The 25,574-nt window shown below is 72.3% G+C and carries 19 protein-coding genes; 13 read left to right on the top strand and 6 right to left on the bottom strand.

Features of this window, described 5'->3' with window-relative positions; translation table 11 throughout:
- Nucleotides 1-182: 182 nt before the first annotated feature.
- Nucleotides 183-3,311, bottom strand: a complete 3,129-nt coding sequence (gene ileS / locus ACFY2K_RS39475; RefSeq protein ID WP_380528267.1) for an isoleucine--tRNA ligase — start codon at nucleotides 3,309-3,311, stop codon at nucleotides 183-185.
- A gap of 655 nt (nucleotides 3,312-3,966) precedes the next feature.
- On the opposite strand from ileS, the gene ACFY2K_RS39480 reads away from it, so the two are divergent.
- The 4 genes from ACFY2K_RS39480 (at nucleotide 3,967) to ACFY2K_RS39495 (ending at nucleotide 6,748) form a co-directional block, all read left to right on the top strand.
- Nucleotides 3,967-4,434 carry a TraR/DksA family transcriptional regulator gene (locus ACFY2K_RS39480; protein ID WP_375896157.1) on the top strand — a complete coding sequence of 156 codons (468 nt, stop codon included), beginning with the start codon at nucleotides 3,967-3,969 and terminating at the stop codon, nucleotides 4,432-4,434.
- Nucleotides 4,435-4,580: 146 nt separating this feature from the next.
- Nucleotides 4,581-5,273 (top strand): signal peptidase II, encoded by a 693-nt coding sequence (lspA, locus tag ACFY2K_RS39485; RefSeq protein WP_375896204.1) that lies wholly within the window; start codon nucleotides 4,581-4,583, stop codon nucleotides 5,271-5,273.
- A gap of 67 nt (nucleotides 5,274-5,340) precedes the next feature.
- Nucleotides 5,341-6,279: an RluA family pseudouridine synthase gene (locus ACFY2K_RS39490; RefSeq protein ID WP_375896158.1), complete on the top strand. Its 939-nt coding sequence runs from the start codon at nucleotides 5,341-5,343 to the stop codon at nucleotides 6,277-6,279.
- Nucleotide 6,280: 1 nt separating this feature from the next.
- Nucleotides 6,281-6,748: a GNAT family N-acetyltransferase gene (locus ACFY2K_RS39495; RefSeq protein WP_380407565.1), complete on the top strand. Its 468-nt coding sequence runs from the start codon at nucleotides 6,281-6,283 to the stop codon at nucleotides 6,746-6,748.
- A 103-nt stretch (nucleotides 6,749-6,851) separates the two neighbouring features.
- Here ACFY2K_RS39495 and ACFY2K_RS39500 read toward each other — a convergent pair whose 3' ends face one another.
- A complete protein-coding gene (locus tag ACFY2K_RS39500) occupies nucleotides 6,852-7,871 on the bottom strand; it encodes a mechanosensitive ion channel family protein (protein WP_380528270.1) in 1,020 nt (339 codons plus the stop codon).
- A gap of 128 nt (nucleotides 7,872-7,999) precedes the next feature.
- Between ACFY2K_RS39500 and ACFY2K_RS39505 the strand changes: the two genes are divergently transcribed.
- Together ACFY2K_RS39505 and ACFY2K_RS39510 are read left to right on the top strand one after the other, a co-directional pair.
- Nucleotides 8,000-10,876 carry an alpha/beta fold hydrolase gene (locus ACFY2K_RS39505; RefSeq protein WP_380644179.1) on the top strand — a complete coding sequence of 959 codons (2,877 nt, stop codon included), beginning with the start codon at nucleotides 8,000-8,002 and terminating at the stop codon, nucleotides 10,874-10,876.
- The gene (locus tag ACFY2K_RS39510) at nucleotides 10,873-11,763 is read left to right on the top strand and encodes an ABC transporter permease (protein ID WP_375896166.1); all 891 of its coding nucleotides are present in this window, start codon (nucleotides 10,873-10,875) and stop codon (nucleotides 11,761-11,763) included. The genes ACFY2K_RS39505 and ACFY2K_RS39510 overlap by 4 nt, the downstream gene beginning before the upstream one ends.
- A gap of 13 nt (nucleotides 11,764-11,776) precedes the next feature.
- Here ACFY2K_RS39510 and ACFY2K_RS39515 read toward each other — a convergent pair whose 3' ends face one another.
- Nucleotides 11,777-12,406, bottom strand: a complete 630-nt coding sequence (locus ACFY2K_RS39515; RefSeq protein WP_380528276.1) for a TetR family transcriptional regulator — start codon at nucleotides 12,404-12,406, stop codon at nucleotides 11,777-11,779.
- Between the two features lie 228 nt (nucleotides 12,407-12,634).
- On the opposite strand from ACFY2K_RS39515, the gene ACFY2K_RS39520 reads away from it, so the two are divergent.
- Nucleotides 12,635-13,213: a dienelactone hydrolase family protein gene (locus tag ACFY2K_RS39520; protein ID WP_380528278.1), complete on the top strand. Its 579-nt coding sequence runs from the start codon at nucleotides 12,635-12,637 to the stop codon at nucleotides 13,211-13,213.
- 96 nt (nucleotides 13,214-13,309) lie between these two features.
- On the opposite strand, the gene ACFY2K_RS39525 is transcribed toward ACFY2K_RS39520, so the two are convergent.
- Nucleotides 13,310-13,756 carry an Lrp/AsnC family transcriptional regulator gene (locus tag ACFY2K_RS39525; RefSeq protein WP_380528280.1) on the bottom strand — a complete coding sequence of 149 codons (447 nt, stop codon included), beginning with the start codon at nucleotides 13,754-13,756 and terminating at the stop codon, nucleotides 13,310-13,312.
- Between the two features lie 93 nt (nucleotides 13,757-13,849).
- Here ACFY2K_RS39525 and ACFY2K_RS39530 point away from each other — a divergent pair, with 93 nt between their 5' ends.
- The gene (locus ACFY2K_RS39530) at nucleotides 13,850-14,665 is read left to right on the top strand and encodes an LLM class flavin-dependent oxidoreductase (protein ID WP_380644177.1); all 816 of its coding nucleotides are present in this window, start codon (nucleotides 13,850-13,852) and stop codon (nucleotides 14,663-14,665) included.
- Nucleotides 14,662-15,099: a nucleoside deaminase gene (locus ACFY2K_RS39535; protein WP_380593565.1), complete on the top strand. Its 438-nt coding sequence runs from the start codon at nucleotides 14,662-14,664 to the stop codon at nucleotides 15,097-15,099. The genes ACFY2K_RS39530 and ACFY2K_RS39535 overlap by 4 nt, the downstream gene beginning before the upstream one ends.
- Nucleotides 15,100-15,182: 83 nt before the next feature.
- On the opposite strand, the gene ACFY2K_RS39540 is transcribed toward ACFY2K_RS39535, so the two are convergent.
- Nucleotides 15,183-17,402, bottom strand: a complete 2,220-nt coding sequence (locus ACFY2K_RS39540) for a transglycosylase domain-containing protein (RefSeq protein ID WP_375896183.1) — start codon at nucleotides 17,400-17,402, stop codon at nucleotides 15,183-15,185.
- Nucleotides 17,403-17,762: 360 nt separating this feature from the next.
- Here ACFY2K_RS39540 and ACFY2K_RS39545 point away from each other — a divergent pair, with 360 nt between their 5' ends.
- Nucleotides 17,763-18,842, top strand: a complete 1,080-nt coding sequence (locus ACFY2K_RS39545; RefSeq protein ID WP_380644175.1) for a hypothetical protein — start codon at nucleotides 17,763-17,765, stop codon at nucleotides 18,840-18,842.
- 141 nt (nucleotides 18,843-18,983) lie between these two features.
- Nucleotides 18,984-22,517 (top strand): DNA polymerase III subunit alpha, encoded by a 3,534-nt coding sequence (dnaE, locus tag ACFY2K_RS39550; protein ID WP_380528290.1) that lies wholly within the window; start codon nucleotides 18,984-18,986, stop codon nucleotides 22,515-22,517.
- A gap of 26 nt (nucleotides 22,518-22,543) precedes the next feature.
- Here the strand turns inward: dnaE and ACFY2K_RS39555 are convergent, their stop codons facing one another.
- Complete coding sequence (locus tag ACFY2K_RS39555; protein WP_380528292.1) at nucleotides 22,544-23,431, bottom strand: LysR family transcriptional regulator; 888 nt, start codon at nucleotides 23,429-23,431, stop codon at nucleotides 22,544-22,546.
- Nucleotides 23,432-23,503: 72 nt separating this feature from the next.
- Between ACFY2K_RS39555 and ACFY2K_RS39560 the strand changes: the two genes are divergently transcribed.
- Together ACFY2K_RS39560 and ACFY2K_RS39565 are read left to right on the top strand one after the other, a co-directional pair.
- Complete coding sequence (locus tag ACFY2K_RS39560; RefSeq protein ID WP_380528294.1) at nucleotides 23,504-24,391, top strand: dihydrodipicolinate synthase family protein; 888 nt, start codon at nucleotides 23,504-23,506, stop codon at nucleotides 24,389-24,391.
- Between the two features lie 113 nt (nucleotides 24,392-24,504).
- Nucleotides 24,505-25,551 carry an aspartate-semialdehyde dehydrogenase gene (locus ACFY2K_RS39565; protein WP_380528295.1) on the top strand — a complete coding sequence of 349 codons (1,047 nt, stop codon included), beginning with the start codon at nucleotides 24,505-24,507 and terminating at the stop codon, nucleotides 25,549-25,551.
- Nucleotides 25,552-25,574: the final 23 nt, after the last annotated feature.

The following is a 25,574-nucleotide window of genomic DNA, read 5'->3' on the forward strand; positions in this document are numbered from 1 at the left end:
GGTCTGAAAATCACCCGTTACGCCGCTCTCCGCACCCACCCCCTCCACCGCCCCCTCCCGCAGCGCGTCCCTCTCGCCTTGGGCGGGTGAGGGGGGAGGTGGGTGGGGAGGTGGGTTGGTGGGTGGGGGTATGGCGAAGCCGCCGCGGCCCGGGTGGGGTGGCGGCGGCTTCGGTGGGGTGGTCAGGCCTTGCGGAGTTGGAAGGCGAGGCCGAGGGAGTCGTCGGTGAAGGTGTCGGAGGTCCAGTCGGCTGCGCCGGCGGCGAAGTCGGTGGCGAGGACCTCTTCGGCGACGAGGGGGCCGTGTTCGGCGATGGCCTCGGCGGTCTCCTCGGAGGTGGCGCGCCAGCGGAGGACGATGCGGTCGGCGACGTCGAGGCCGGAGTTCTTGCGGGCTTCCTGGATCTGGCGGATGGCGTCGCGGGCGATGCCGAGGCGCTTGAGTTCGGGGGTGATGGCCAGGTCGAGGGCGACGGTGGCGCCGGACTCGTTGGCGACGGCCCAGCCCTCGCGGGGGGTTTCGGTGATGATGACCTCGTCGGGGGAGAGGGTGATCGGTTCACCGTTCAGGTCGACGCCGGTCTCGCCGGTGGCGCGCAGTTCGGCGGCGAGGCGGGCGGCGTCGGTGGCGGCGACCGCCTTGGCGACGTCCTGCACGCCCTTGCCGAAACGCTTGCCGAGGGCGCGGAAGTTGGCCTTGGCGGTGGTGTCGACGAGCGAGCTGCCGACCTCGGCGAGGGATTCGAGGGTGGCGACGTTGAGCTCCTCGGCGATCTGCGCGCGCAGGTCGGCGGGCAGCTCCTCCCAGCCCTGGGCGGCGATCAGCGCGCGGGAGAGCGGCTGACGGGTCTTCACGCCGGACTCGGCGCGGGTGGCCCGGCCGAGTTCGACCAGGCGGCGGACCAGGGCCATGTGGCGGGAGAGGTCGGTGTCGATCAGGGTCTCGTCGGCCTCGGGCCAGGTGGCCAGGTGGACGGAGGCCGGGGCCTGGGGGTCGGTGGGGACGACGAGGTCCTGCCAGACCTGCTCGGTGATGAACGGGGTGAGCGGGGCCATCAGGCGGGTGACGGTTTCCAGCGCCTCGTGCAGGGTGGCGAGCGCGGCGGCGTCGCCCTGCCAGAAGCGGCGGCGGCCGCGGCGGACGTACCAGTTGGAGAGGTCGTCGACGAAGCCGGAGAGCAGCTTGCCGGCGCGCTGGGTGTCGTAGGCCTCGAAGGCCGCGTCGACCTCGCGGACCAGGGTGTTCAGCTCGGAGAGCACCCAGCGGTCCAGCTGCGGGCGGTCGGCCGGGGCCGGGTCGGCCGCGGACGGCGCCCAGTTCGAGGTGCGGGCGTACAGGGCCTGGAAGGCGACGGTGTTCCAGTAGGTGAGGAGGGTCTTGCGGACCACCTCCTGGATGGTGCCGTGGCCGACCCGGCGGGCCGACCAGGGCGAGCCGCCGGCCGCCATGAACCAGCGGACCGCGTCGGCGCCGTGCTGGTCCATCAGCGGGATCGGCTGCAGGATGTTGCCCAGGTGCTTGGACATCTTGCGGCCGTCCTCGGCCAGGATGTGGCCCAGGCAGACGACGTTCTCGTAGCTGTTCCTGTCGAACACCAGGGTGCCGACGGCCATCAGCGTGTAGAACCAGCCGCGGGTCTGGTCGATCGCCTCGGAGATGAACTGCGCCGGGTAGCGCTTCTCGAACAGCTCCTTGTTCTGGTACGGGTAGCCGTACTGGGCGAAGGGCATCGAGCCCGAGTCGTACCAGGCGTCGATGACCTCGGGCACGCGGGTGGCGGTGCCGCCGCAGTCGCGGCAGGCGAAGGTGACCGCGTCGATGTACGGGCGGTGCGGGTCGAGGCCGCTCTGGTCGGTGCCGGTGAGCTCGGACAGTTCGGCCAGCGAGCCGACGCAGGTGAGGTGGTTCTCCTCGCAGCGCCAGATCGGCAGCGGGGTGCCCCAGTAGCGGTTGCGGCTGAGCGCCCAGTCGATGTTGTTGTTCAGCCAGTCGCCGAAGCGGCCGTGCTTGACCGTCTCCGGGAACCAGTTGGTGGCCTCGTTCTCGCGGATCAGCGCGTCCTTGACGGCGGTGGTCCGGATGTACCAGGACGGCTGCGCGTAGTAGAGCAGTGCGGTGTGGCAGCGCCAGCAGTGCGGGTAGCTGTGCTCGTACGGCAGGTGGCGGAAGAGCAGGCCGCGCTCCTTGAGGTCCGCGACCAGGGCCTCGTCGGCCTTCTTGAAGAACTGGCCGCCGACCAGCGGGACCTCGGGGGAGAAGGTGCCGTCGGCCAGCACCGGGTTGACCACCGGCAGGCCGTACTTGCGGCAGGTCGCGAGGTCGTCCGCGCCGAAGGCGGGGGACTGGTGGACGATGCCGGTGCCGTCCTCGGTGGTGACGTAGTCGGCGTTGAGGACGTAGTGGGCGTCCTCGATCTCGACCAGGTCGAAGGGGCGGCGGTAGGCCCAGCGCTCCATCTCGGCACCGGTGAAGGACTCGCCGGTGGCCTCCCAGCCCTCGCCGAGGGCCTTGGCGAGCAGCGGCTCGGCGACGACCAGCTGCTCGGTGCCGTCGGTGGCCACCACGTAGGTGACCTCCGGGTGGACGGCGGCGGCGGTGTTGGAGACCAGGGTCCACGGGGTGGTGGTCCAGACCAGCAGAGCGGCCCGGCCGGCCAGCGGGCCGCTGGTCAGCGGGAAGCGGACGAACACCGAGGGGTCGACCACGGTCTCGTAGCCCTGGGCCAGCTCGTGGTCGGACAGGCCGGTGCCGCAGCGCGGGCACCAGGGGGCGACCCGGTGGTCCTGGACCAGCAGGCCCTTGTCGAAGATCTGCTGGAGCGACCACCAGACGGACTGGACGTAGGAGGGGTCCATCGTCCGGTAGGCCTCGTCGAGGTCGACCCAGTACCCCATGCGGGTGGTCAGCTCGGCGAAGGCGTCGGTGTGGCGGGTCACCGAGTCGCGGCACTTGGCGTTGAACTCGGCGATGCCGTAGGCCTCGATGTCCTGCTTGCCGGAGAAGCCGAGCTCCTTCTCGACGGCCAGCTCGACCGGGAGGCCGTGGCAGTCCCAGCCGGCCTTGCGGGCGACGTGGTAGCCCTTCATGGTCCGGTACCGGGGGAAGACGTCCTTGAAGACGCGGGCCTCGATGTGGTGGGCCCCGGGCATGCCGTTGGCGGTCGGCGGACCCTCGTAGAACACCCACTCGGGGCGGCCCTCGGACTGCTCCAGGCTGCGCTGGAAGACCTTGTTGTCCTGCCAGAACGAGAGGATCCGGTGTTCGAGGGCGGGGAGATCGACCTGGGCGGGGACGGGGTTGTAGGTGTTCATCGCGGGTGTCTACCTCCGGCGGATGCTGGGACTGAATCCTCCGGAGGGACGAGACGGCCTTCGCCGACCCGCGGTACCACCCTCCTTGGCCGCGGTGGTGCGGTGCGGCCCTCTTGTTTGGGTTGCTGCCGGGTCTAGTGGGCCGCCGTGGTGGCGGCCGTTCTTCCGGCGGCTCCGGGGTGATCTTCCCGCCGTGCACACCCCCGGGCTCGCACCGTCCCCGGGTCGCTGGTGGCTGCGTACGTCGGTACTCGTCCCATCTGCGCCTTGCAGGGCCAGTGTATCGGCCGGGTGAGACGGTTTGTCCAAAGGGATTCGGGGGAGTGGGTTGCGGGGGCCCGTCCGGGCCCGTCCGGGCCCGTCCGGGCCGGTCGGCGGGGGCGGTTAGGCGGGGGTGGGGTGGGCACAAGTCTGTCAGCGCGCGGGGCGTGGCGGCTGGGGCGGCTGCCTGGGTGGGATCATCCTGAGGCGCCGGTATGTCATGTTGTGACCGGTTTTGATCGGGATTATCGTTCCGGCACTGGAGGCCGCCGGGAACCGGCGGCTCGGTTCGTTCGTAGATGGGGTCGAAGCCATGGCTGAGAAGGCAACCGGCGCGGGTACCGCCACCAAGCGGGCACGCAAGGCCGTGGCGGCCGATCCAGGGGAGGGGACCGTGACCACTACCGCACCTCAGAAGACCAGCACCGACACCGTCACCGTGCCGCGCGGCGCGGAGTCGGTCGACCCGGCCACGCTGCCCGTCCGGCCGGGCGAGGACCCCTGGACCTCCGAGGAGGTCCACGAGCTGCACGACGAGCTGATCAGCGACCTGGAGCGGCTGCGCGGCGAGATCGACGCCGCCGAGGCGGCGATCTCCGGGCTGATGCGCGACTCCAACGACGGAGCCGGCGACGACCAGGTGGACGCCGGTACGAAGAACATCTCGCGGGAGAGCGAGCTGGCGCTCGCCAACAACGCGCGGGACAGCCTCGCCCAGACCGAGCGCGCGCTGGAGCGGCTGGAGGGCGTCGGCTTCGGCACCTGCGAGTCCTGCGGGCAGGCCATCGGCAAGGCCCGGATGCAGGCCTTCCCCCGGGCGACGCTCTGCGTGCAGTGCAAGGCCAAGCAGGAACGCCGCTGAGGAAGCCCGCCGACCGGACCGGCGGGCCGGGCGACCGGGGCGACGCGGGGGGTCGGGCTTGCCGTACGCTCGACCCCGTAACCTCGCCTGACCCGTCGGTACGGACGCGTTCAGGCCCTCATGGGCTCACATCGGCAGCGGAGCGGATCATCAGTACGCAAGGTTCCCCCCAGACCCGGGACGACGCCGTCCCGAACCCCGCCGATGGCGTGGAGGTGGCCGTGGCCGAGTCCACCGGGCCCGCGGACGGCGGGGCGGCTCCCGCGGGCGACGAGTCCGTCCCCGCGGCGGACGGTGCGGTCGCCGCCGGTGCCACGGCGGTGGAGAAGCCCAAGGGCCCGCGCCGGGTCGGGGTGCTGCTGGTCGTCGCCGTCCTGGCGTTCCTGATCGACCTGGCCAGCAAGCTGCTGGTCGTCGCCAAGCTGGAGAACCACGCGGGGATCAAGGTGATCGGCGACGTCGTCACCCTCCAGGTGATCCGCAACTCCGGCGCCGCCTTCGGCATGGGCCAGGCGCTGACCGTGGTCTTCACCATGATCGCCTCCGCCGTCATCGTGGTGATCTGGCGGATCGCCCGCCGGCTGTACAGCCTCCCGTGGGCGATCGCGCTCGGGATGCTGCTCGGCGGCGCGCTCGGCAACCTCACCGACCGGCTGTTCCGCGCGCCGGGCGTCTTCCGCGGCCACGTCGTGGACTTCATCTCGGTCCAGCACTTCGCGGTCTTCAACCTCGCCGACTCGGCGATCGTCTGCGGCGGCATCCTCGTGGTGCTGCTCTCCTTCCGCGGCAGCAACCCGGACGGGACCGTCCACCAGCAGCCGGAGAAGAGCGGGAAGTAGCCCTCAGGCCGCCGGCCGGAGCAGCGAGGGGGAAGGGGCGCGGCGGGTTTCCGGCATACTCGTACGGGTGAGTACCGCAGCGCAGATCCGCAGCCTCCCCGTTCCCGACGGCCTGGAGGGCGAGCGCCTCGACGCCGCCCTCGCCCGGATGTTCGGCTTCTCCCGGACCAAGGCCGCCGAACTGGCCGCCGACGGCAAGGTGACGCTCGACGGCGCCGTGGCCGGCAAGTCGGACCGGGTGACCGCCGGTTCCTGGCTGGAGGTCGAGATCCCCGCCCCCGCCGCCCCGGTGCAGATCGTGGCCGAGGCGGTCGAGGGCATGCGGATCGTCCACGACGACGACGACATCGTGCTGATCGACAAGCCGGTCGGCGTCGCCGCGCACCCGAGCCCCGGCTGGACCGGCCCCACCGTCATCGGCGGACTCGCCGCGGCCGGCTACCGGATCTCCACCTCCGGCGCCGCCGAGCGCCAGGGCATCGTGCACCGGCTGGACGTCGGCACCTCGGGCCTGATGGTCGTCGCCAAGTCCGAGCGGGCCTACACCGACCTCAAGCGGCAGTTCCACGACCGGATCACCGACAAGCGCTACCACACGCTGGTCCAGGGCCACCCGGACCCGCTGAGCGGCACCGTCGACGCGCCGATCGGGCGCCACCCCAGCTCGGACTGGAAGTGGGCGGTGACCCGCGACGGCAAGCCGTCCGTCACCCACTACGACCTGATCGAGGCGTACCGGGCGGCCTCCCTGATGGCGATCAAGCTGGAGACCGGCCGCACCCACCAGATCCGCGTCCACATGTCGGCGCTGCGCCACCCCTGCGTCGGCGACCTGACGTACGGCGCCGACCCGACGCTGGCCAAGCGGCTGGGGCTGACCCGGCAGTGGCTGCACGCCGTCTCGCTCGGCTTCGAGCACCCGTCGGACGGGCAGTGGGTCGAGTTCAGCAGCGAGTACCCGGCCGACCTGCAGAAGGCGCTGGACATCATCGCGGCGGAGAGCTGAGATGACCGTCTCGGTGCGGGTCCGGGTCGCCGAGGGCGAGGCGGACCTGGAGCTGGTCCGGGCCATCCGGCGCGAGGTGTTCGTGGTCGAGCAGAACGTGCCGGAGGAGCTGGAGTACGACGCGTACGACGCGACCTCGGTGCACGTGCTGGCCGTGGGCGCGGACGGGGCCGGGCTCGGGACCGGGCGGCTGATCTTCGGTGACGAGGCGCTGGAGCTGACCGGGGGTGTCGAGGGCCGGGTGCTGCTCGGGCGGCTCGCGGTGGTGGCGGCGGCCCGGGGGACGGGGCTCGGGGCGGACCTCGTCCGGGCGATCGAGGCGGCCGGGCGCGAGCGCGGGGCCGTCGAGGTCGAGCTGCACGCGCAGGTGCAGGCGCTCGGGTTCTACGAGCGGCTGGGGTACGCGGCGGAGGGGCCGGTGTACGAGGACGCCGGGATCCCGCACCGGACCATGACGAAGGTGATCTAGCGGCGCGTCCGTCGGACGGGCCCTGGTGGCGGTTCGCGCAGATCCCCGCGCCCCCTCTTCGGGGCGTGGGGATTTTTCGTGCGGGTGGGGGCGGGCGCGCGGGTCAGTCGGGGGTGGTGCGCAGGCGGGGGAGGGCGTGGGGGTGTTCGTCACGCAGGTGGGCGATGAGTTGCTCGCGGATGTCGAAGCGGAGTCGGGCGGCGTCGTCGGGGGTGCGGGCGGTCATGGTGGCGCGGACGAGGATGGTGCTGGGGGTGGTGTCGGTGACGTCGAGGGCCCACTCCTCGCCGTCCCAGCGGGGGTGCCGCTCCAGCAGGGTGTGCAGGGTGGTGCGGAGCTCGTCGACCCGGGTGGTGTGGTCGAGGTGGAGCAGGACGGCGGCGAGCAGGCCGGGGTCGCGGCGGGTCCAGTTCTCGAAGGGCCTGTTGACGAAGTAGGAGACCGGGACGACCAGTCGGCGGTAGTCCCAGAGCCGGACCACCAGGTAGGAGAGGGTGATCTCCTCGACGGTGCCCTGCTGGCCGTCCACCACCACGGTGTCGCCGATCCGGACGGTGTCGCCGAAGGCGATCTGCAGGCCGGCGAAGAAGTTGCCCAGGGTGCTCTGGGCGGCGATGCCGGCCACGATGCCGATCAGGCCGGCCGAGGCGAGCAGGCTGGCGCCGACGGTGCGCATCGCGGAGAAGGTCAGCAGCATCACGGCGAGGGTGACCACGACGATCACCGCGCTGACCACCCGGCGCAGCATGCCGACCTGGGTGCGCACCCGCTGCACCCGGGCCGGGTCGTCGGAGACCGACTCGTACCGGCGGAGCAGCGCCTCCAGGACGGCGGCCGCCACGCGGACGGTGAGCCAGCCGAGGGAGGCCATCAGGAGCAGCAGGAGCAGGTGGTGGGCGCCCTCGTCCTCGGTCAGGTGGAAGGTCCGTTTCAGCGGGTTGGCGGCGAGCAACAGGGCTGAGACGACGGCGAGTTGGAGCGGGATCCGGCAGCGGCGGAGCAGTGCCCAGACCGGGGCCTCCGGGTGGCCGGCGCTGATCCGCTGGAGGGCCTGGTCGACGGTCCAGCCCACCGCGAGGGTGGCGGCGACGGTGGCGAGCAGGGTGATCAGCGGCCAGAGCACGGGGGACCTTCTCGGTGGGGGAGAGGCGGGTGAGCCGTACGATACCGGCCTTCAACGGGCGGAACCGGACGAAAAGGGGTGGCGGCTTTATCGGACGCCTACCCCGGCGGCGGATACGATCAGCCCCCATGGAGCTCGGTGGGGCATGGCGTCGATGGCGCGGACGGGGAACGTCGGTGCGGCGCAAGCTGCTCGCCGGGGCGGTGGCCCTGGTGGCGGTCGCCGGGGTGGGCACGGCGGCGGTGGCGTCCGGCGGCGAGCAGTCGGTCCGTCAAGAGGATCGTTTCCTCAGCATGCCGGAGACGCCCGGCAGCACCCAGCAGGTCCAGGTGGACACCTCCTTCTTCACCACCGGCACCTCCCCGCGCCCCGCCGTCCTGCTCGCGCACGGCTTCGGCGGCTCCAAGGAGGGCGAACGGGACCGCGCCCAGCAGCTGGCCCGGCAGGGCTACGCGGTGCTGACCTGGTCCGCGCGCGGCTTCGGGCACTCCGGCGGGAAGATCGGGCTGAACGCGCCCGACCGGGAGGTCGAGGACGTCAAGCACCTGGTGGACTGGCTCGCCCAGCGGCCCGAGGTGCAGCTGGACGGGCCCGGCGACCCCCGGGTCGGGATCACCGGGGCCTCGTACGGCGGGGCAATCTCGCTGCTGGCCTCGGCCTACGACCACCGGATCGACGCGGTGGCCACCCAGATCACCTGGTGGAACCTGGCCGACGCGCTGTTCCCCCAGGGGGTGCAGGGCTCGGGTGCGGCGGACGGCGTGTTCAAGAAGCTGTGGGCCGGGATCTTCTTCACCACCGGCTCGGCCGGGGACCTCGGGCCCTCGGGCGGTGCGCCGCGCAGTGGGGCCACTGCCGGGAGCGGGGCCGGGAACGCGGGCACCGCCGGGAGCGGGAGCGGGGCTGCGGCGGACGCGGCGGCGGACGGGCAGGTCGGCTGCGGGCGGTTCCTGGACGCGCTCTGCCAGATGTACGACCGGGTGGCGACCGCCGGGCACGCCGACCCGGAGGCCGTCGCGCTGCTGGACAGGTCCAGCCCGTCCTCGGTGGCGGCGCAGCTCAAGGCCCCCACCCTGGTGGTACAGGGCCAGCAGGACTCGCTGTTCCCGCTCGACCAGGGCGACCGGATCGCCCGGGCGGTCGCGGCCAACGGCGCGCCCGTCTCGGTGGACTGGTTCGCGGGCGGGCACGACGGCGGGACGGACACCAGCGCCCGGGTGGACGACCGGGTCACCGCCTGGTTCGACCACTACCTGAAGGGGCGCGGCAACGACACCGGGCCGCAGTTCCGGGTGACCAGGACCGGCGGCGTCGACTCGACCGGCTTCCAGGCCGTGCTGCGCGGCGCCGACGCCGACCGGTACCCCGGGCTCGGCGGGACGGGCACCCGGTCCGTCGAGCTGACCGGCGGGGAGAAGCCCGTCGCCAATCCGCCCGGCGGGGCGCCGCCGGGGATCTCGACCCTGCCGGGGATCGGCGCGCTGAGCCAGGCGGCCTCGCTCGGGGCCGGGCTCTCGCTCGACTTCCCCGGGCAGAACGCCGCCTTCGAATCCGCGCCGCTGGAGAAGTCGCTGCACCTGACCGGGCAGCCGACCGTACCGGTGCGGGTGAAGGCCGACCGGCCGGACGCGGTGCTGTTCGCCAAGCTGTACGACGTCGGGCCGGACGGCAAGGCGGTGCTGCCGCAGCAGTTGGCGGCCCCGCTGCGGGTGACCGGCGCGGACGCGGACGGCGGGAGGACGGTGACCGTCCAGTTGCCCGCGGTGGACCACGACTTCCCGGCCGGGCACCGGCTGCGGCTGGTGCTGGCGTCCACCGACCTGGCGTACGCCTCGCCGGCCGAGCCGGCCACCTACCGGGTGGCGGTGGCCGGGGCGCTCGCCGCGCCGACCGTCGAGGAGCTGGTCACCGAGGCGGCGCCGCTGCCCGCGCGGACCTGGATGCTGCCGGTGGCCGCCGTGGTGGTGGCCGCCGGGCTGGTGCTGCTGCCGCTGGTGCGGCGGCGTCGGCGCACGGTGGCCGGTGGGTCGTCGGGGCGGTCGGGGTCGTCGGGGCCGTCGGGGCCGGAGTTCGATCCGGAGCTGGCCGGGGTGCCGCTGCGCATCAGTGGACTGAGCAAGCGCTACAAGGGCTCCCAGGACCGTTACGCGGTACGGGAGTTGGGCTTCCGGGTGGAGCGGGGCCAGGTGCTCGGCCTGCTCGGCCCGAACGGGGCCGGCAAGACCACCACGCTGCGCATGCTGATGGGACTGATCCGGCCCGACGCCGGGGAGATCCGGGTCTTCGGGCACCTGATCCGCCCCGGGGCGCCGGTGCTCTCGCGGGTCGGCGCCTTCGTGGAGGGCGCCGGCTTCCTCCCGCACCTCACCGGGCGGGCCAACCTGCGGCTGTACTGGCAGGCCACCGGTCGCCCGGAGGCCGACGCCCGCTTCGACGAGGCGCTGGCCATCGCCGGGCTCGGCGAGGCGCTGGACCGCGCGGTGCGGACGTACTCCCAGGGCATGCGCCAGCGGCTCGCCATCGCGCAGGCGATGCTCGGGATGCCGGACCTGCTGATCCTGGACGAGCCGACCAACGGGCTGGACCCGCCGCAGATCCGCGAGATGCGCGAGGTGATGATCCGGTACGCGGCCGCCGGCCGGACCGTCATCGTGTCCAGCCACCTGCTGGCCGAGGTCGAGCAGAGCTGCACCGACCTGGTGGTGATGGACCGCGGGCGGCTGGTCACGGCCGGGCCGGTCGGCGAGATCGTCGGCGCGGGTGAGCTGCTGATGATCGGCGTGGCTGCGGGCTTCGACCCGGAGTCGGTGGTCGAGAAGGCCGGCGCGCTGGCCGGGGTCGGCTCGGTGGAGGCCGTCGACGGCGGGCTGCTGGTCCGGCTGGACGGACTCGCGGCGAGCGAGCTGCTGGCGGAGCTGGTGCGGCTGGGGGTCCCGGTGGAGAGCGCCGGACCGCAGCGGCGCCTGGAGGACGCGTTCCTGTCGTTGATCGGAGGTGCGGCGTGAGCGCCGGTACGAGGGATCGGGTCCCGTCCGGGGACGGTGCCGCCGCGACGGACCACGCGCAGGGGTACCGGGCGAGCCGGACCCTGCCGCTGCGGGTCGAGGCGGTGCGGCAGCTGCGGCGGCGCCGCACGATGGTGATCGGCGGGGTGCTGGCGGCGATGCCGTTCGTCATCCTGGCGGCGTTCCAGCTCGGCGGCACCCCCGGGCGCCCCGACCGGACCACCTTCATCGACCTGGCGACCGCCTCGGGCGCCAACTTCGCCGTCACCATGCTGTTCGTCGGCACCGGCTTCATGCTGGTGATCCCCGTCGCGCTGTTCTGCGGGGACACCGTGGCCTCCGAGGCCAGCTGGTCCTCGCTGCGCTACCTGCTGGCGGCGCCGGTGCCGCGGGCGCGGCTGCTGGTGCGCAAGTTCGCGGTCGGGCTGGCGTTCTCGGCGGTCGCGATCGTCATGCTGCCCGCGATCGGACTGGTCGTGGGCACGGTGGCGTACGGGTGGGGGGACCTCAAGCTGCCCGCCGGGGCCAGCCTGCCGGCCGGGGAGGCGCTGCCCCGGATCGCCATCGCGGTGGCGTTCGTGTTCCTGAGCGAGCTGGTGATCGCGGCGCTGGCGTTCTGGCTGTCGACGGCGACGGACGCGCCGCTGGGGGCGGTCGGCGGGGCGGTGTTCCTGTCGATCATCACCGGGGTGCTGGACGCCGTCACGGCCCTGGGCGACCTGCGGGAGTGGCTGCCGGCGCACTGGCAGTACGCCTGGGCGGACGCCCTCCAGCCGCAGTTGGAGTGGGGCGGCATGGTGCAGGGGGTGTCGTTGTCCCTGTCGTACGCGGTGGTGCTGCTGGCGTTGGCGTTCCGGGGGTTCGCCCGCAAGGACGTGGTGTCGTAGCGGGGCGTCGGGGTCAGGGGAGGGCGGGGCAGGGGCCGCCGGCGGGGGACGGGGTGCCGGACAGGGCGTCGAAGAGGAGGCGCCACAGCGGGTCCCCGCCCGGGGCGCGGGTGCTGTCCGCGCCTCCTTCGGCGCCCCCCGTACGGGTGTTCAGCAGTCCGCGGATCACGGTCAGCAGCAACTCGGCCACCAGGGACGCGCAGTGGGTGGGGAAGCCGCTGTCGCGCTGGGCCCGGCGGACCAGGTCGGTCAGCGAGACGTGCATCTCGGCGAGGACGTCGTCGGGGGAGTTCGCCAGGTCCGGGCAGTCCGCGGCGAGCCGGAGCGCGGCGCGCAGCCGCAGGTCGGAGCGCAGCCGGTCGGCCAGGGCGACCATCACGCCTTCGAGGGCCGCGGCGGGGTCGGTGCCCGGGGTGTCGTACTCGGTCCGCAGGCTCGCCCAGGTGCTCCGGGACTCCTGGATCAGGGCCCGGGCCAGCGAGGCCTTCGAGGGGAAGTGGCCATAGAGCGCGCCCTTGGTCATGCCGATGCGGTCGGCCACGGTGTTCAGCGTGGTGCTCTCGTAGCCCTGGGCGGCGAAGATCTCGGCTGCCGCCGTCAGGACCTTCTCCCTGGTGCGGCGCGCCCGTTCCTGCTGTGCCATGCCACTGCCCTCCCTCGTCGCGACAGCCCATACATACCATCGGGATGGAATGTTGTTGCAAAGCTTCCTCCCGAGGATCGGGTGCCCCCGGGAGTGCCTCCCGGACCGTCGGGCCGGGTCGGTCGCCCCGCACCCGGCGGGGCCGACGGGCCTGGGGTGGGGGGTTCGCCGCCGGGTGCGGGATCATGGGTGGGTATCCCCGCACTCGTTCGTCGAAGGACCCGAACCGTGGCCCAGATCGTCCTCTTCCACTCCGCCCACGGCCTGAGCCCGGCCGTACGGGCCGCCGCCGACCGGCTGCGCGCCGCCGGGCACACCGTGCACACGCCGGACCTGTTCGAAGGGCGCACCTTCGACGACAACGAGGCCTCCCAGGCGTACCAGGAGGAGATCGGCGGCGGCGACGAGCTGCTCCGGCGCGCGGTCGTCGCCTCCGCCCCGCTCTCCGAGGGCGGACTGGTGTACGCCGGGATCGCGCTCGGCGGCGCGATCGCGCAGAACCTGGCGCTGGCGGACGAGAAGGCGCGCGGGCTGCTGCTCCTGCACGGCACCTCGGACCTGCGCGAGGACGCGGTGACCTCCGTCCCCGTCCAGTTGCACATGGCGGAGCCGGACCCGTTCGAGCCGGAGGACTGGCTGAACGCCTGGTACCTGCGGATGCTGCGGGCGGGTGCGGAGGTCGAGGTGCACCGCTACCAGGGCGCCGGGCACCAGTTCACCGACCCGGACCTGGACGACTACGACGCGGAGGCGGCCGAGCGGGCCTGGGCGGCGGCGCTGGACTTCCTGGCGGACCTGGAGGCGTAGCGCCGGTCGCGGTGGGCCGGGTGGCCGTGGTCCGGGTGCCTGTGGTCCGGCGCCTGTGCTCCGGTGGCCGTCCGGGTGCGGTCGGAGTGGGTGCGGTCAGGGGCGGACCGGGCCGCGGCGGGGGAGGGTCTGGCTGTAGACGACGCTGGTCGTGGTGGAGCCGAAGCCGGCCAGCGAGTCGATCAGGGTCTCCAGGTGTTCCATGGAGGTCGCGGCCACCTTGAGGGTGTAGCAGTCGTCGCCGGTGGTGCGCAGGCACTCCAGGATCTCGCGGCGCACCGAGAGCAGGTGGTGCAGCGGCTGGTGGCGGTTGCCCGGGTACTTGAGGCGGACCACGGCGAGCACCGGGTAGCCGACCTTGGAGAGGTCGACGGTGGCGTGGTAGCCGGTGATCACGCCCAGCGACTCCAGGTTCCGCACCCGCTCGGTGGTGGCCGACGGGCTGAGGTTGACCCGGCGGCCCAGCTCGCTGAGCGAGATCCGGGCCTCCTGCTGGAGCTGGTCGATGATCGCCCAGTCGGTTTCGTCGAGGTTCACGGCCATTTCGCGATTCTACCGGGGGATTCGCGGCCGGAGGCGGGTTCTGCCGTGATCATTGGGTTCCCTGCCGGATACGGCCGGGAATAGCCTCATGGCATGCAACTAGGCGTCAACGTACCGAACTTCGGGCCGGGGACCGACCCCGGCATGCTGCGCGACTGGGCGCGGGTGGTGGAGGGGCTCGGGTTCGACCTGCTGATGGTGTCCGACCACGTCGCCGTGACGGCGGACGTGGCCGAACGCTACCCGGAGCCCTTCTACGACCCCTTCGCCACCCTGTCCTGGCTGGCAGGGGTGAGCGACGGGCGGATGCGGCTGGGCACCACCGTCCTGGTGATGCCGTACCGGCACCCGCTGCTGGTGGCCCGGATGGCCGCCAGCCTGCACCGGCTCAGCGGCGGGCGCTTCGTGCTCGGCGTCGGAGTCGGCTGGGCACGGCAGGAGTTCGAGGCGCTCGGGGTGCCGTTCGGGGCGCGGGGGCGGCTCACGGACGAGTACCTGCGGGCGGTGCGGGAGTCCTGGGCGGAGCAGGGGGAGGGCGCCGCCGTCCCGGTCTGGGTCGGCGGGCACAGCGAGGCGGCGATCCGACGGGTCGTCGGGTTCGGCGACGCCTGGCACCCGCTGCGGCTGCCGATGGCCCGGATGCGGGAGGTGGTGGCCCGCCACGAGCTGCCGGGCTTCGCCCCGCGGATCGCGCTGCGGCTGACCGACGGGCCGCTCGACGACCCGGACCGGCCCGCCGGGGTCGGCAGCCTGGCGCAGGTCGTCGACGACCTGCGGGAACTGCGCCAACTCGGCGCGGAGGACGTGGTGTTGGACCCGTACCATGCGGACCCGGAGCAGACCCGCCACCCCGAGACGGCGTGGCGCGCCCTGACGGCCGTGGCCGAGGAATGGAGGAGGACGGCGTGATCACGACTGCCGACGAGGCGCTGCTGCGGCGCGCGATCGACATCGCGGCCCGGGCCGTGGAGTTGGGCGACGCCCCGTACGGCTCGCTGCTGGCCGGGCCGGACGGGACGGTGCTCGCCGAGGCGCACAACACCGTCCGGCGGGACGACGACATCACGGCGCACCCGGAGTTGAAGCTCGCCCGGTGGGCGGCCCGGGAGCTGGACGGGGAGGCGGCCGCCCGCGCCACCCTGTACACCAGCTGCCAGCCGTGCGGGATGTGCGCGGGGGCGCTGGTCCGGTCGGGGATCGGGCGGGTCGTGTACGCGCTCACGACCGAGCAGTTGGTCGCGCTCAATCCGGCATCGGGGGCCTGGCCGGTGGTGGCGCAGGAGGGGCCGGCGCTGTTCGCGGAGGCGCGGGTGCCGATCGAGGCGTACTACCGGGGGGACTGAGAGCGGGAGTTGGGCGGCGGCCGGTCGGGCCGGCGGCCCCTCGGGGTGCGAGGGGCCGCCGGGGTGGGGGGCGCGGTGAGTGGTCAGTCGTCGTCGGAGGGGGCGCCGGTCCGGGAGCCGGACGCGGGGCCGGACGGCGGGGTCGTGCCCGTCCCGGAGCTGCTCGGGTCGGGCTTCGGCGGGGCCGGGTCGGGGATGTCGGCCATCGGGAGGGACTGCTTGGGGGTGCCGCGCAGGGCGTCGTTCATGGCGTCCCGCCAGATCGGGCCCGGGCCGTCGGCGCCGAACACCTCGGTGTGGTAGTCGCCGTTGATGGTGATGTTGCGCATCTCGACGCCGCCGGCCGGGCCGCCCAGCCAGACCGCGGTGGCCAACTGCGGGGTGTAGCCGTTGAACCAGGCGGCCTTCTTGTGGTCCGAGGTGCCCGTCTTTCCCGCGATCTGCCGGCCGTCCTTCAGGTTGAGCGCGGCGCCGGTGCCCTTGTTCTCGGTCACCCCGTTCAGGACGGTGTTCATCGCCCGGGCCGTCGAGTCGGAGAACACCTTCTCGCAGTGGCCGGGCGGGGCGGGGACGTCCTTGCCCTCCACCGTGGTGATCCTGGTGATGGCGACCGGGTCGCAGTGGGTGCCCTGGGCGGCGAAGGTCGCGTAGACGTTCGCCATGGTCAGCGGGCTCATCTCCTCGACGCCCAGGGCCATCGCCGGGACCTCCTCCAGCGGCTTGCCGCTGGCCTTGGCGGTGATGCCGAACTTGTTGGCCATCTGCTTGACCGCGCAGAGGCCGATGTCCTGCTCCATCTGCACGAAGTAGGTGTTGACCGAGAGGGCCATCGCCATCTTGAGCTGGTACGGGCCCTTCTCGTTCGCGGACTCGTTGGGCACCACCGTCTTGGGACGGCCGTCGTTGCGCCACGTCCCCTCGCAGGTCTTCATCGTCGGGTACTCGAGCTTGTTCGGCGCCGAGTACTCCTGGGTCGGCGGCAGGCCCGCCTCCAGGGCCGCGGCCGCGACGATCGGCTTGAACGTGGAGCCGGGCTGGAAGCCGTTGCCGCCGCCCATCGCGAAGTCGACGTTGAGGTTGACGACGGTCTGGTTCTTCTCGGTCGCCAGGCCGTACGGGCGGGTCTGGGCCATCGCCACGATCTTGCCCGTCCCGGGCTCGACCATGGTGGCGGCGGCGGAGACGGTGTCGGTGACCTTCACGTTGCTGCTCACCGCGTTCTGGGCGGCGGCCTGCTTGTCCGGGTCCAGCGTGGTGTAGATGTTCAGGCCGCCCTTGTCCCAGAACTTCTTCCGGTCCTCGGCGGTCTTGCCGAAGGCCGGGTCCTGCTTGACCACGTGGCGGACGTAGTCGCAGAAGAAGCCCATGCCGGCCTTGGCGGTGATGCAGCCGTTCTGCGGGTCCTTGTACTTGAGGCCCAGCGGGGCCGCCTTCGCCTCCTTCGCCTGGTCGGCGGTGATGTGCTTGTTCTCCAGCATCTTGTCGATCACGGTGTCCCGGCGCTTCTGCGCGGCCACCGGGTGCAGCTTCGGGTCGTACTGGGAGGGGTTCTGCACCAGGCCGGCGAGGGTGGCGGCCTCGGCGACGGTCAGGTCCTTGTTGCTCTTGCTGAAGTAGCGCTGGGAGGCGGCCTCCACGCCGTAGGCGCCGTTCCCGTAGAAGGTGATGTTGAGGTAGTTGGTGAGGATCTGGTCCTTCGGCAGTTCCTCGTCCAGCTTGATCGCGATCTTGAGTTCCTGGATCTTGCGGCCCAGGGTCTTGCGCTGCGCCTCCTTGACGGCGTCCTTGTCGTCGCCGGCGTTCTCCACGTTGACGTTCTTCACGTACTGCTGGGTGAGGGTGGAGGCGCCCTCGGCGGCGGTGCCCTTTTCCGCGTTCTTGCCGAGCGCGCGCAGGACGCCCTTGAGGTCGACGGCGCCGTGCTCGTAGAAGCGGGCGTCCTCGATGTCCACCTGGGCGTGCCGCATGTACGGCGACATCTGGTCGGCGGGCAGGACGGTGCGGTCGCGCTCGTAGACCTTGGCGATCAGGCCGCCCTTGGCGTCGAAGACCTGGGTGGCCTGGGTGAGCGGCGGGGTCTTGAAGTCGTCGGAAATGTCGTCGAAGCCTTCCGCGGTGCTCTTCGCGGTCAGCCCGAGGCCCCCGGCGACCGGCAGCACCAGGCCCGCCAGCAGCACGCCGGACACGACGCTCACACCCACGAAGGTCGCACCGAGACGGGCCAGCCGGACCGGCGACCTGCGGGCCGGCCGGGCGTCGTCGCTGTCGGCGGAATTTCGTATCGGCGGGAGTTTCGATTCCATTCCGGAATGCTAACCGTCGTTCCTCGCTGGGCGAACGAATTTTCGGCCGGGACTGTCACGGCCTTGCAACAGATGGGGAGTGGGGCTCAGGGAGAGGGGATCGTGTACGAACTCCATGAATGTGGGGGAATTCTTTGCTGCGTACTCGAATCAATGCACCCGGCGGGCGCGACCTTTCCCTCCCCGTGACCCTCCCACCACTCTGATGCGGTGGGAGGGTCGAAACGTTGCGCCCGCTCCGGTGGGAAAGCCGTCCCCGTGTCCGTTTCAACGGGCGCCGGGTGCGGGTCCGTTCACGCCGGCCCTGCGGGAGCGGGGGCGGCGGGGCGTGGTGACGGCGGCCTGCGGGACGATGGGTTCGTGGCAGAGCGGAGATACGAGTACGCGCCGGCGGGGACGCTGCCGGGGTTGTTGCAGCGCGGGCGGGGCCTGGGGGCGCGGATGGCGGCGGAGGACCCGGCGGCCGCCGCCGAGCTGGTGTACGGCTGCGTCCGCTGGGAGTGGCGCTGGGACGCGGGGGCCGACGACCGGGACCTGTACCTGGCGCGGCTGATCCGGGACCTGGAACTGCCGCTCGGCCCGGTGGTCGAGCTGCTGGCCGCTGGGGACGAGGAGACCCGGGACCGGGCGACCGGCGTGCTGGAGCTGCTGGTGCTCGGCGGCTCCGAGCAGGCCCGGGCGGCGCTGCCGGGGTACGTCCCGGAGGAGGAGGGCCCGGCTCCGCGGCCTCGGCAGCGGCCGCCGGACCCCTGCCCCGACCGGGACAGCGCGAGCCTGCTGGACCAGCTGCGCGACCCGGCGGTGAGCGAGGGCGTCAAGGTGACCGCGCTCCGCGCGCTGTCGCGCCGCCCGCCGGAACCCGCGCTGATCGAGCTGGTGCCCGGGCTGGGCGCCGCCGACGGCACCCGGCAGCTGCCGTACCTGCACCGGGCGCTGGAGCCGCTGGCCGAGCGGGCCGTGCCGGCCGCCCGGGAGTGGGCGGCCTCGGACCGGGAGTGGCTCGCCGGACTGGGGACGGAGGTGCTGGCCGCCCACGGCGACGAGGGCGATGTGCCGCTCCTGCTCGCCGAGCTGGAGCGGCACTGGGTGGACGGGGTCTGGTGCGGGCCGGATGGTCTGGCGCGCGGGCTGGCGAGGTTCGGGCCGGGGGCGGGCGGGGCGGTGTCGTTGCTGCGGCGGTTCTGGCTGTACACCCCGCACTCGTACGAGCGGGCCGCGTACCTGGAAGCCCTGGCGGCGCTGGGGTCGGCGGGGATGGACGAGGCGTTCACCGAGTCGCTCTGGGACTGCGAATCCGGTGCCCGGCTGTCGGGGATCGCCCACGCTCCGGAACGGCCCGAGGTGGGAGCCCGGTTGCGCTACCTGCGCGACGATCCGATGGAGGAGGGGGAGGTCCGGGCGGCCGCGGGGCGACGTCTCGCGGAGGGCCGGGCGGGCTAGAGTGGACGCGTGAACGCGTGAGTGACGGTCCGGACCCCGAGAGGCGTTCCGGGCCACCTCCATTTCCAGGGCTTTCTCCCCCTGTGACCTGCGCGTTCGCCGGCCCGCCAGATCAGCACCAGAGCCTCCGGAGGCCCCGCCTTGAGCGATCAGCCGTTCGCGCATCTGCACGTCCACACCGAGTACTCGATGCTGGACGGTGCCGCCCGGTTGAAGCAGATGTTCAAGGAGGTCGAGCGGCTGGGGCAGTCCCACGTCGCGATGACCGACCACGGCAACATGTACGGCGCCGCCGAGTTCCACCGGCAGGCGACCGAGGCCGGGATCACGCCGGTGATCGGCATCGAGGCGTACGTCGCCCCCGAGTCCCGCTCCAACACCAAGCGCATCCTGTGGGGCCAGCCGCACCAGAAGCGGGACGACGTCTCCGCGTCCGGCGCGTACACCCACAAGACCATCTGGGCCCGGAACAAGGAGGGCCTGCACAACCTCTTCAAGCTGACCTCGCGCTCCTACTCCGAGGGCTGGCTGGTGAAGTGGCCGCGGATGGACAAGGAGCTGATCTCCGAGCTGTCCGGCGGCCTGATGGCCACCACCGGCTGCCCTTCCGGCGAGGTGCAGACCCGGCTGCGGCTGGGCCAGTTCGACGAGGCGGTGAAGTCCGCGGCCGACTACCAGGACATCTTCGGCAAGGAGAACTACTTCCTGGAGCTGATGGACCACGGCCTGGACATCGAGAAGCGGGTCCGCGACGGGCTGCTGGAGATCAGCAAGAAGCTGAACATCCCGCCGGTGGTCACCAACGACTCGCACTACACCACCGAGGCCGACGCCGGCGCCCACGACCTGCTGCTCTGCGTGCAGACCGGCAAGAACCTCTCGGACCCGGACCGCTTCCGCTTCGACGGCACCGGCTACTACATCAAGTCCGCCGCCGAGATGTACGCGCTGGACTCCTCGGACGCCTGGCAGGAGGGCTGCCGCAACAGCCAGCTGCTGGTCGCCTCCCGGGTCGACACCGAGGGCATGTTCAAGTTCCGGAACCTGATGCCCCGGTTCCCGATCCCGGAGGGCTTCGAGTCCGAGGCGGACTTCTTCAAGTCCCAGGTCTGGGAGGGCATGGACTGGCGCTTCCCGAACGGGTACGACGAGGAGCACAAGAAGCTCGCCGAGTACGAGATGGACACCATCATCCAGATGGGGTTCCCGGCGTACTTCCTCGTGGTCGCCGACTTCATCATGTGGGCCAAGGGCCAGGGCATCGCGGTGGGCCCGGGCCGCGGTTCGGCGGCCGGTTCGCTGGTCGCCTACGCGATGGGCATCACCGACCTCGACCCGATCCCGCACGGCCTGATCTTCGAGCGCTTCCTCAACCCCGAGCGCATCTCCATGCCCGACGTCGACATCGACTTCGACGAGCGCCGGCGCGGTGACGTGATCCGGTACGTGACGGAGAAATGGGGGGCCGACAAGGTCGCCATGATCGTCACGTACGGCACCATCAAGGCGAAGGCCGCCATCAAGGACTCCTCCCGGGTCCTCGGCTACCCGTACGCGATGGGCGACCGGATCACCAAGGCGATGCCGCCGGACGTCATGGGCAAGGGCATCCCGCTCTCCGGCATCACGGACAGCAGCCACCCCCGCTACGGCGAGGCGGGCGAGATCCGCGGGCTGTACGAGAACGACCCGGACGTCCGGAAGGTCATCGACACCGCGCGCGGCATCGAGGGCCTGATCCGCCAGCCCGGCGTGCACGCGGCCGGCGTCATCATGTCCGCGGAGCCGCTGACCGACCACATCCCGGTCTGGACCCGGCACACCGACGGCGTCACCATCACGCAGTTCGACTACCCCACTTGCGAGGGCCTCGGCCTCCTCAAGATGGACTTCCTCGGCCTGCGCAACCTGACGATCATGGACGACGCCGTCAAGGCGATCGAGAAGAACAAGGGCGTCAAGATCAACCTGCTTGATCTGCCCCTCGACGACAAGCCGACCTACGAACTGCTCTCCCGTGGCGACACCCTCGGCGTCTTCCAGCTCGACGGCGGGCCGATGCGCTCGCTGCTGCGCCTGATGAAGCCCGACAACTTCGAGGACATCTCCGCCGTCCTCGCGCTGTACCGGCCGGGCCCGATGGGCGTCAACTCCCACACCAACTACGCGCTGCGCAAGAACGGGCAGCAGGAGATCACCCCGATCCATCCGGAGCTGGAGGAGCCCCTGGAGGAGGTGCTCCGGCCCACCTACGGCCTGATCGTCTACCAGGAGCAGGTGCAGAAGGCCGCGCAGATCCTGGCCGGCTACTCGCTCGGCCAGGCCGACCTGCTGCGCCGTGCGATGGGCAAGAAGAAGAAGGAGATCCTGGAGGCGGAGTTCGTCCCCTTCCAGAAGGGCTGCCGCGAGCGCGGCTACTCCGACGCGGCCATCCAGGCGGTGTGGGACGTCCTCGTCCCCTTCTCCGGCTACGCGTTCAACAAAGCGCACACCGCCGGGTACGGGCTGGTCTCGTACTGGACGGCGTACCTCAAGGCCAACTACCCGGCCGAGTACATGTCCGGGCTGCTCACCTCCGTCAAGGACGACAAGGACAAGTCGGCGGTCTACCTCAACGAGTGCCGCAAGATGGGCATCCAGGTGCTGCCGCCGGACGTCAACGAGTCGGACTCGGACTTCACGCCGCACGGCAGCGAGACCGTCCGGTTCGGCCTGACCGCGATCCGCAACGTCGGCGGGCCGGTGGTCGAGTCGATGATCCGCACCCGGAAGGCGAAGGGGAAGTTCGCCTCCTTCCCGGACTTCCTGGAGAAGGTGGAGTCGGTGGTCTGCAACAAGCGGACCGTCGAATCGCTGATCAAGGCCGGCTCCTTCGACTCGCTCGGGCACACCCGCAAGGGCCTGAGCGCGCAGTTCGAGCCGATGATCGACAACGTCGTCGGGGTGAAGCGCAAGGAGGCCGAGGGGCAGTTCGACCTCTTCGGCGGCGACACCGCCTCGGACGAGCCGAGCTTCGGACTGGACGTCGTGTTCTCCGAGGAGGAGTGGGAGAAGTCCTTCCTGCTCACCCAGGAGCGGGAGATGCTCGGCCTGTACGTCTCCTCGCACCCGCTGCACGGCATCGAGCACGTGCTCGCCGACAAGGCGGACTGCGCGGTCGCGGACCTCGCGGAGCGCCCGGACGGGACGATCGTCACCATCGGCGGCATCATCTCGGGCCTCCAGCGGAAGATGACCAAGCAGGGCAACGCCTGGGCGATCGCCACCGTCGAGGACCTGGCGGGCTCGATCGACTGCATGTTCTTCCCGGCGAGCTACCAGCTGGTCTCCTCCCAACTCGTCGAGGACGCCGTGGTGTTCGTGCGCGGCAAGCTGGACAAGCGGGAGGACGTGCCGCGGCTGATGGGCATGGAGCTGTCCGCCCCGGACCTCTCCAACGCCCACGCCGAGGCGCCGATCGTCATCAACATCCCGTCCGGGAAGGTCACCCCGCCGCTGGTCGCCCGGCTCAGCGAGGTGCTGACCCACCACAAGGGCACGACCGAGGTGCGGGTGCGGCTGGAGGGGCGCACCAAGACCACGGTGCTGCGGCTGGACCGGCACCGGGTGAAGTCCGACCCGGCGCTGTTCGGGGACTTGAAGCAGCTGCTCGGGCCGAGCTGCCTGGTGGTCTGACCGGGGGAAGGGTGGCGGGGCGTTCGTCAGCCCCCGCTGCCCAGCCCCGGCGGGACGGCCGTGTGGAGCGCCGAGACGAAGGCCGAGATCGCCGGGTGGGAGCCCGCGCCGGCCCGGAAGGCGGCGCGGGTGCGGCGGTACATCGGCAGCCGGGTGAGGACCACGCCGGGCGGGGGCTGGGCGGTGCCCAGGTGGGGGACCAGCGCCACCCCCTGGCCCGCGGCGACGAGTGAGAGCACCGTGGTGAAGTCGTCGATCTGGTGCCGGATCCGGGGCGCGAAGCCCGCCGCCTCGCAGGCACGGACGGCCATGGTGTGGCAGAGCGTGCCCGGCGGGGAGGTGATCCACGGCGCGCCGCGCTGCTCGGCGAGCACCGCCGGGGCGCGGGCGGCCAGGTACATCGGCTCGGTGAAGACCGGGCGGGTCACGGCCAGGCCCGGTTCCGGGTCGGCCGGGACGAGGTCGTACTCGTGCACCAGCGCCACGTCCAGCTCGCCCGCGCGCAGCGCCGCGCCGACGGCCGCCGGGTCCACCTCGGTGACCATCGGCTCCAGCCCCGGGTGCCAGGAGGCCAGCCCGGCGAGCACCGCCGGGATGATCGCGCGGGCCGCCGAGGGGTAGGTGCCGATCCGCAGCGGACCGGCCAACCCCCTTTTGGCGTGGGCGAGTTCGGCGTCCGCCTGTTCCAGCAGGGCCAGGACGGACTCGGCGTGGCGGACCAGGCCCCGCCCGGCCGGGGTGAGGGTGACCCGCCGCCCGGTGCGCTCCAGCAGCGGGACGCCGGCCTCCTTCTCCAGGACGGACAGCTGCTGGGACACCGCCGAGGCGCTGAACGACAGGGCCTCGGCGACGGCCGCGATGGTGCCGAGGTGGGCGAGTTCGCGCAGCAGGCGCAGACGTCGGACATCGAGCATCGGCCCAGCTTACGAGAAGCGTCGGAAATGTGAACTGGACCCGGGCGATCACCGGACCGCAGGATCGTCGGTATGGAACTCAAGGGCATCCACGTCCCCCTGATCACCCCCTTCGCCGCCGATGGCTCCGTCGCCCTCGACGCGCTGGAGAAGCTCGCGCACGAGGTCCTGGACGCCGGGGCGGCCGGCCTGGTCGCGCTCGGCACCACCGGCGAGCCCGCCGCGCTCACCGCCGAGGAGCGGGACGCGGTGGTCGACGTCGCCGCGGCCGCCTGCGCCGCGCGCGGGGCGCAGCTGACCGTCGGTGCCTCCGGCGGCGACACCCGGGCCGTCGGCGAGGCGCTGGCCGTGCTCGGCGCGCGGGTGCCGGGGGCGGCGGCGCTGGTCACCACGCCCGCCTTCGTCCGGGCCGGCGAGGCCGGGACGGTCGCGCACTTCCGGGCCCTGGCCGCGGGCAGCCCGTTGCCGCTGGTCGTCTACCACATCCCGTACCGCACCGGGCAGCAGCTCTCCACCGCCGCGCTGCGCGAACTGGCCGCGATCGAGGGCGTGGTGGGCGTCAAGTACGCGACCGGCGGGCTGGACCAGACGGCGGCCGAACTGCTCGCCGAGGCCCCCGCCGGATTCGCCTTCCTCACCGGGGAGGACGCCTTCCTGTCGCCGATGCTGGCGCTGGGCGCGGCCGGCGGCATCCTCGCCTCCGCGCACCTGGCGACCGCCCGCTTCGTCGAGCTGTACGAGGCCTGGCGGGCCGGGGACGTCGAGCGGGCCCGGGAGCTGGGGCACCGGCTGACCGGGCTGGCGCTGTCCGCCTTCACGGCGCCGAACCCGACGGTGACCAAGGGCGTGCTGCACGCCCAGGGGCGGATCCCGACCCCGGACGTGCGGCTGCCGCTGCTGCCGGCCGGGGAGGCGGAGGTCGCGGCCGCGCTGGCCCTCGCCAATGGTCTGGACCACTGAGGGCTGTCCGGAGCCCCTCTCACACCGTGGAATACCAGGTCGCCCCACCCGCGTGACAAGGCATGATGGGCAGAGTGCGGCTGTAGACAGCACCATTCAGAGGAGTAGTCGGAATGAAGATCGGCATTGTCGGTGCCACCGGCCAGGTCGGCAGCGTGGTCCGCGAGATCCTGGCCGAGCGGGCTGGTCGTGAAGGCGGACTGGGCCCGGTGGAGCAGCTGCGGCTGTTCGCCTCGGCCCGTTCGGCCGGGCGCACGCTGCCCTGGCAGGGCACCGAGGTCACCGTCGAGGACGCTGCCACGGCCGACTACACCGGCCTGGACATCGTGATCTTCTCGGCCGGCGGCTCCACCTCCAAGGCCCTGGCCCCCAAGGTCGCCGCCTCCGGAGCCGTCGTCATCGACAACTCCTCCGCCTGGCGCCGTGACCCCGAGGTCCCGCTGGTCGTCTCCGAGGTCAACCCGGAGGCCATCGCCGACCGCCCCAAGGGGATCATCGCCAACCCCAACTGCACCACCATGGCCGCCATGCCCGTGCTGCGCCCGCTGCACGAGGAGGCGGGGCTCGCCGCCCTGGTCGTCTCCACCTACCAGGCCGTCTCCGGCAGTGGCGTCGCCGGTGTCGCCGAACTCCAGGACCAGGCCGCCAAGGTCGTGGACGGCGCCTCCGCGCTCGCCCACGACGGCTCCGCCGTCGAGTTCCCCGAGCCCAAGGTCTACCGGCGGCCGATCGCCTTCAACGTGGTGCCGCTGGCCGGCTCCATCGTCGAGGACGGCTCCAACGAGACCGACGAGGAGCAGAAGCTCCGCCACGAGAGCCGCAAGATCCTCGGCATCCCCGGGCTCAAGGTCGCCGGCACCTGCGTGCGCGTCCCGGTCTTCTCCGGCCACTCGCTGCAGATCAACGCCCGCTTCGAGCGCCCGATCAGCCCCGAGCGCGCCGCCGAGCTGCTCGCCGCCGCCCCCGGCGTCGAGCTGTCCGAGATCCCCACCCCGCTCCAGGCCGCCGGCCAGGACCCGAGCTACGTGGGCCGGATCCGGGCCGACGAGACGGTGGAGCACGGCCTGTCGCTGTTCGTCTCCAACGACAACCTGCGCAAGGGCGCGGCGCTCAACGCCGTCCAGCTCGCCGAGCTGGTCGCCGCCGAGCTCAAGGGCTGACCCGGGTCAACCCCGCGTGACGT

The sequence above is a fragment of the Kitasatospora sp. NPDC001309 genome (assembly GCF_042896295.1).
GTDB lineage: Bacteria > Actinomycetota > Actinomycetes > Streptomycetales > Streptomycetaceae > Kitasatospora.

What these genes read in the sequence shown, in the direction of transcription:
- ileS (WP_380528267.1), bottom strand. Translation starts at nt 3,311, where the DNA reads ATGAACACCTACAACCCCGTCCCCGCCCAGGTCGATCTCCCCGCCCTC.
- ACFY2K_RS39495 (WP_380407565.1), top strand. Translation starts at nt 6,281, where the DNA reads ATGACCGTCTCGGTGCGGGTCCGGGTCGCCGAGGGCGAGGCGGACCTG.
- ACFY2K_RS39505 (WP_380644179.1), top strand. Translation starts at nt 8,000, where the DNA reads ATGGAGCTCGGTGGGGCATGGCGTCGATGGCGCGGACGGGGAACGTCG.
- ACFY2K_RS39515 (WP_380528276.1), bottom strand. Translation starts at nt 12,406, where the DNA reads ATGGCACAGCAGGAACGGGCGCGCCGCACCAGGGAGAAGGTCCTGACG.
- ACFY2K_RS39525 (WP_380528280.1), bottom strand. Translation starts at nt 13,756, where the DNA reads ATGGCCGTGAACCTCGACGAAACCGACTGGGCGATCATCGACCAGCTC.
- ACFY2K_RS39530 (WP_380644177.1), top strand. Translation starts at nt 13,850, where the DNA reads ATGCAACTAGGCGTCAACGTACCGAACTTCGGGCCGGGGACCGACCCC.
- ACFY2K_RS39540 (WP_375896183.1), bottom strand. Translation starts at nt 17,402, where the DNA reads ATGGAATCGAAACTCCCGCCGATACGAAATTCCGCCGACAGCGACGAC.
- ACFY2K_RS39555 (WP_380528292.1), bottom strand. Translation starts at nt 23,431, where the DNA reads ATGCTCGATGTCCGACGTCTGCGCCTGCTGCGCGAACTCGCCCACCTC.
- ACFY2K_RS39560 (WP_380528294.1), top strand. Translation starts at nt 23,504, where the DNA reads ATGGAACTCAAGGGCATCCACGTCCCCCTGATCACCCCCTTCGCCGCC.
- ACFY2K_RS39565 (WP_380528295.1), top strand. Translation starts at nt 24,505, where the DNA reads ATGAAGATCGGCATTGTCGGTGCCACCGGCCAGGTCGGCAGCGTGGTC.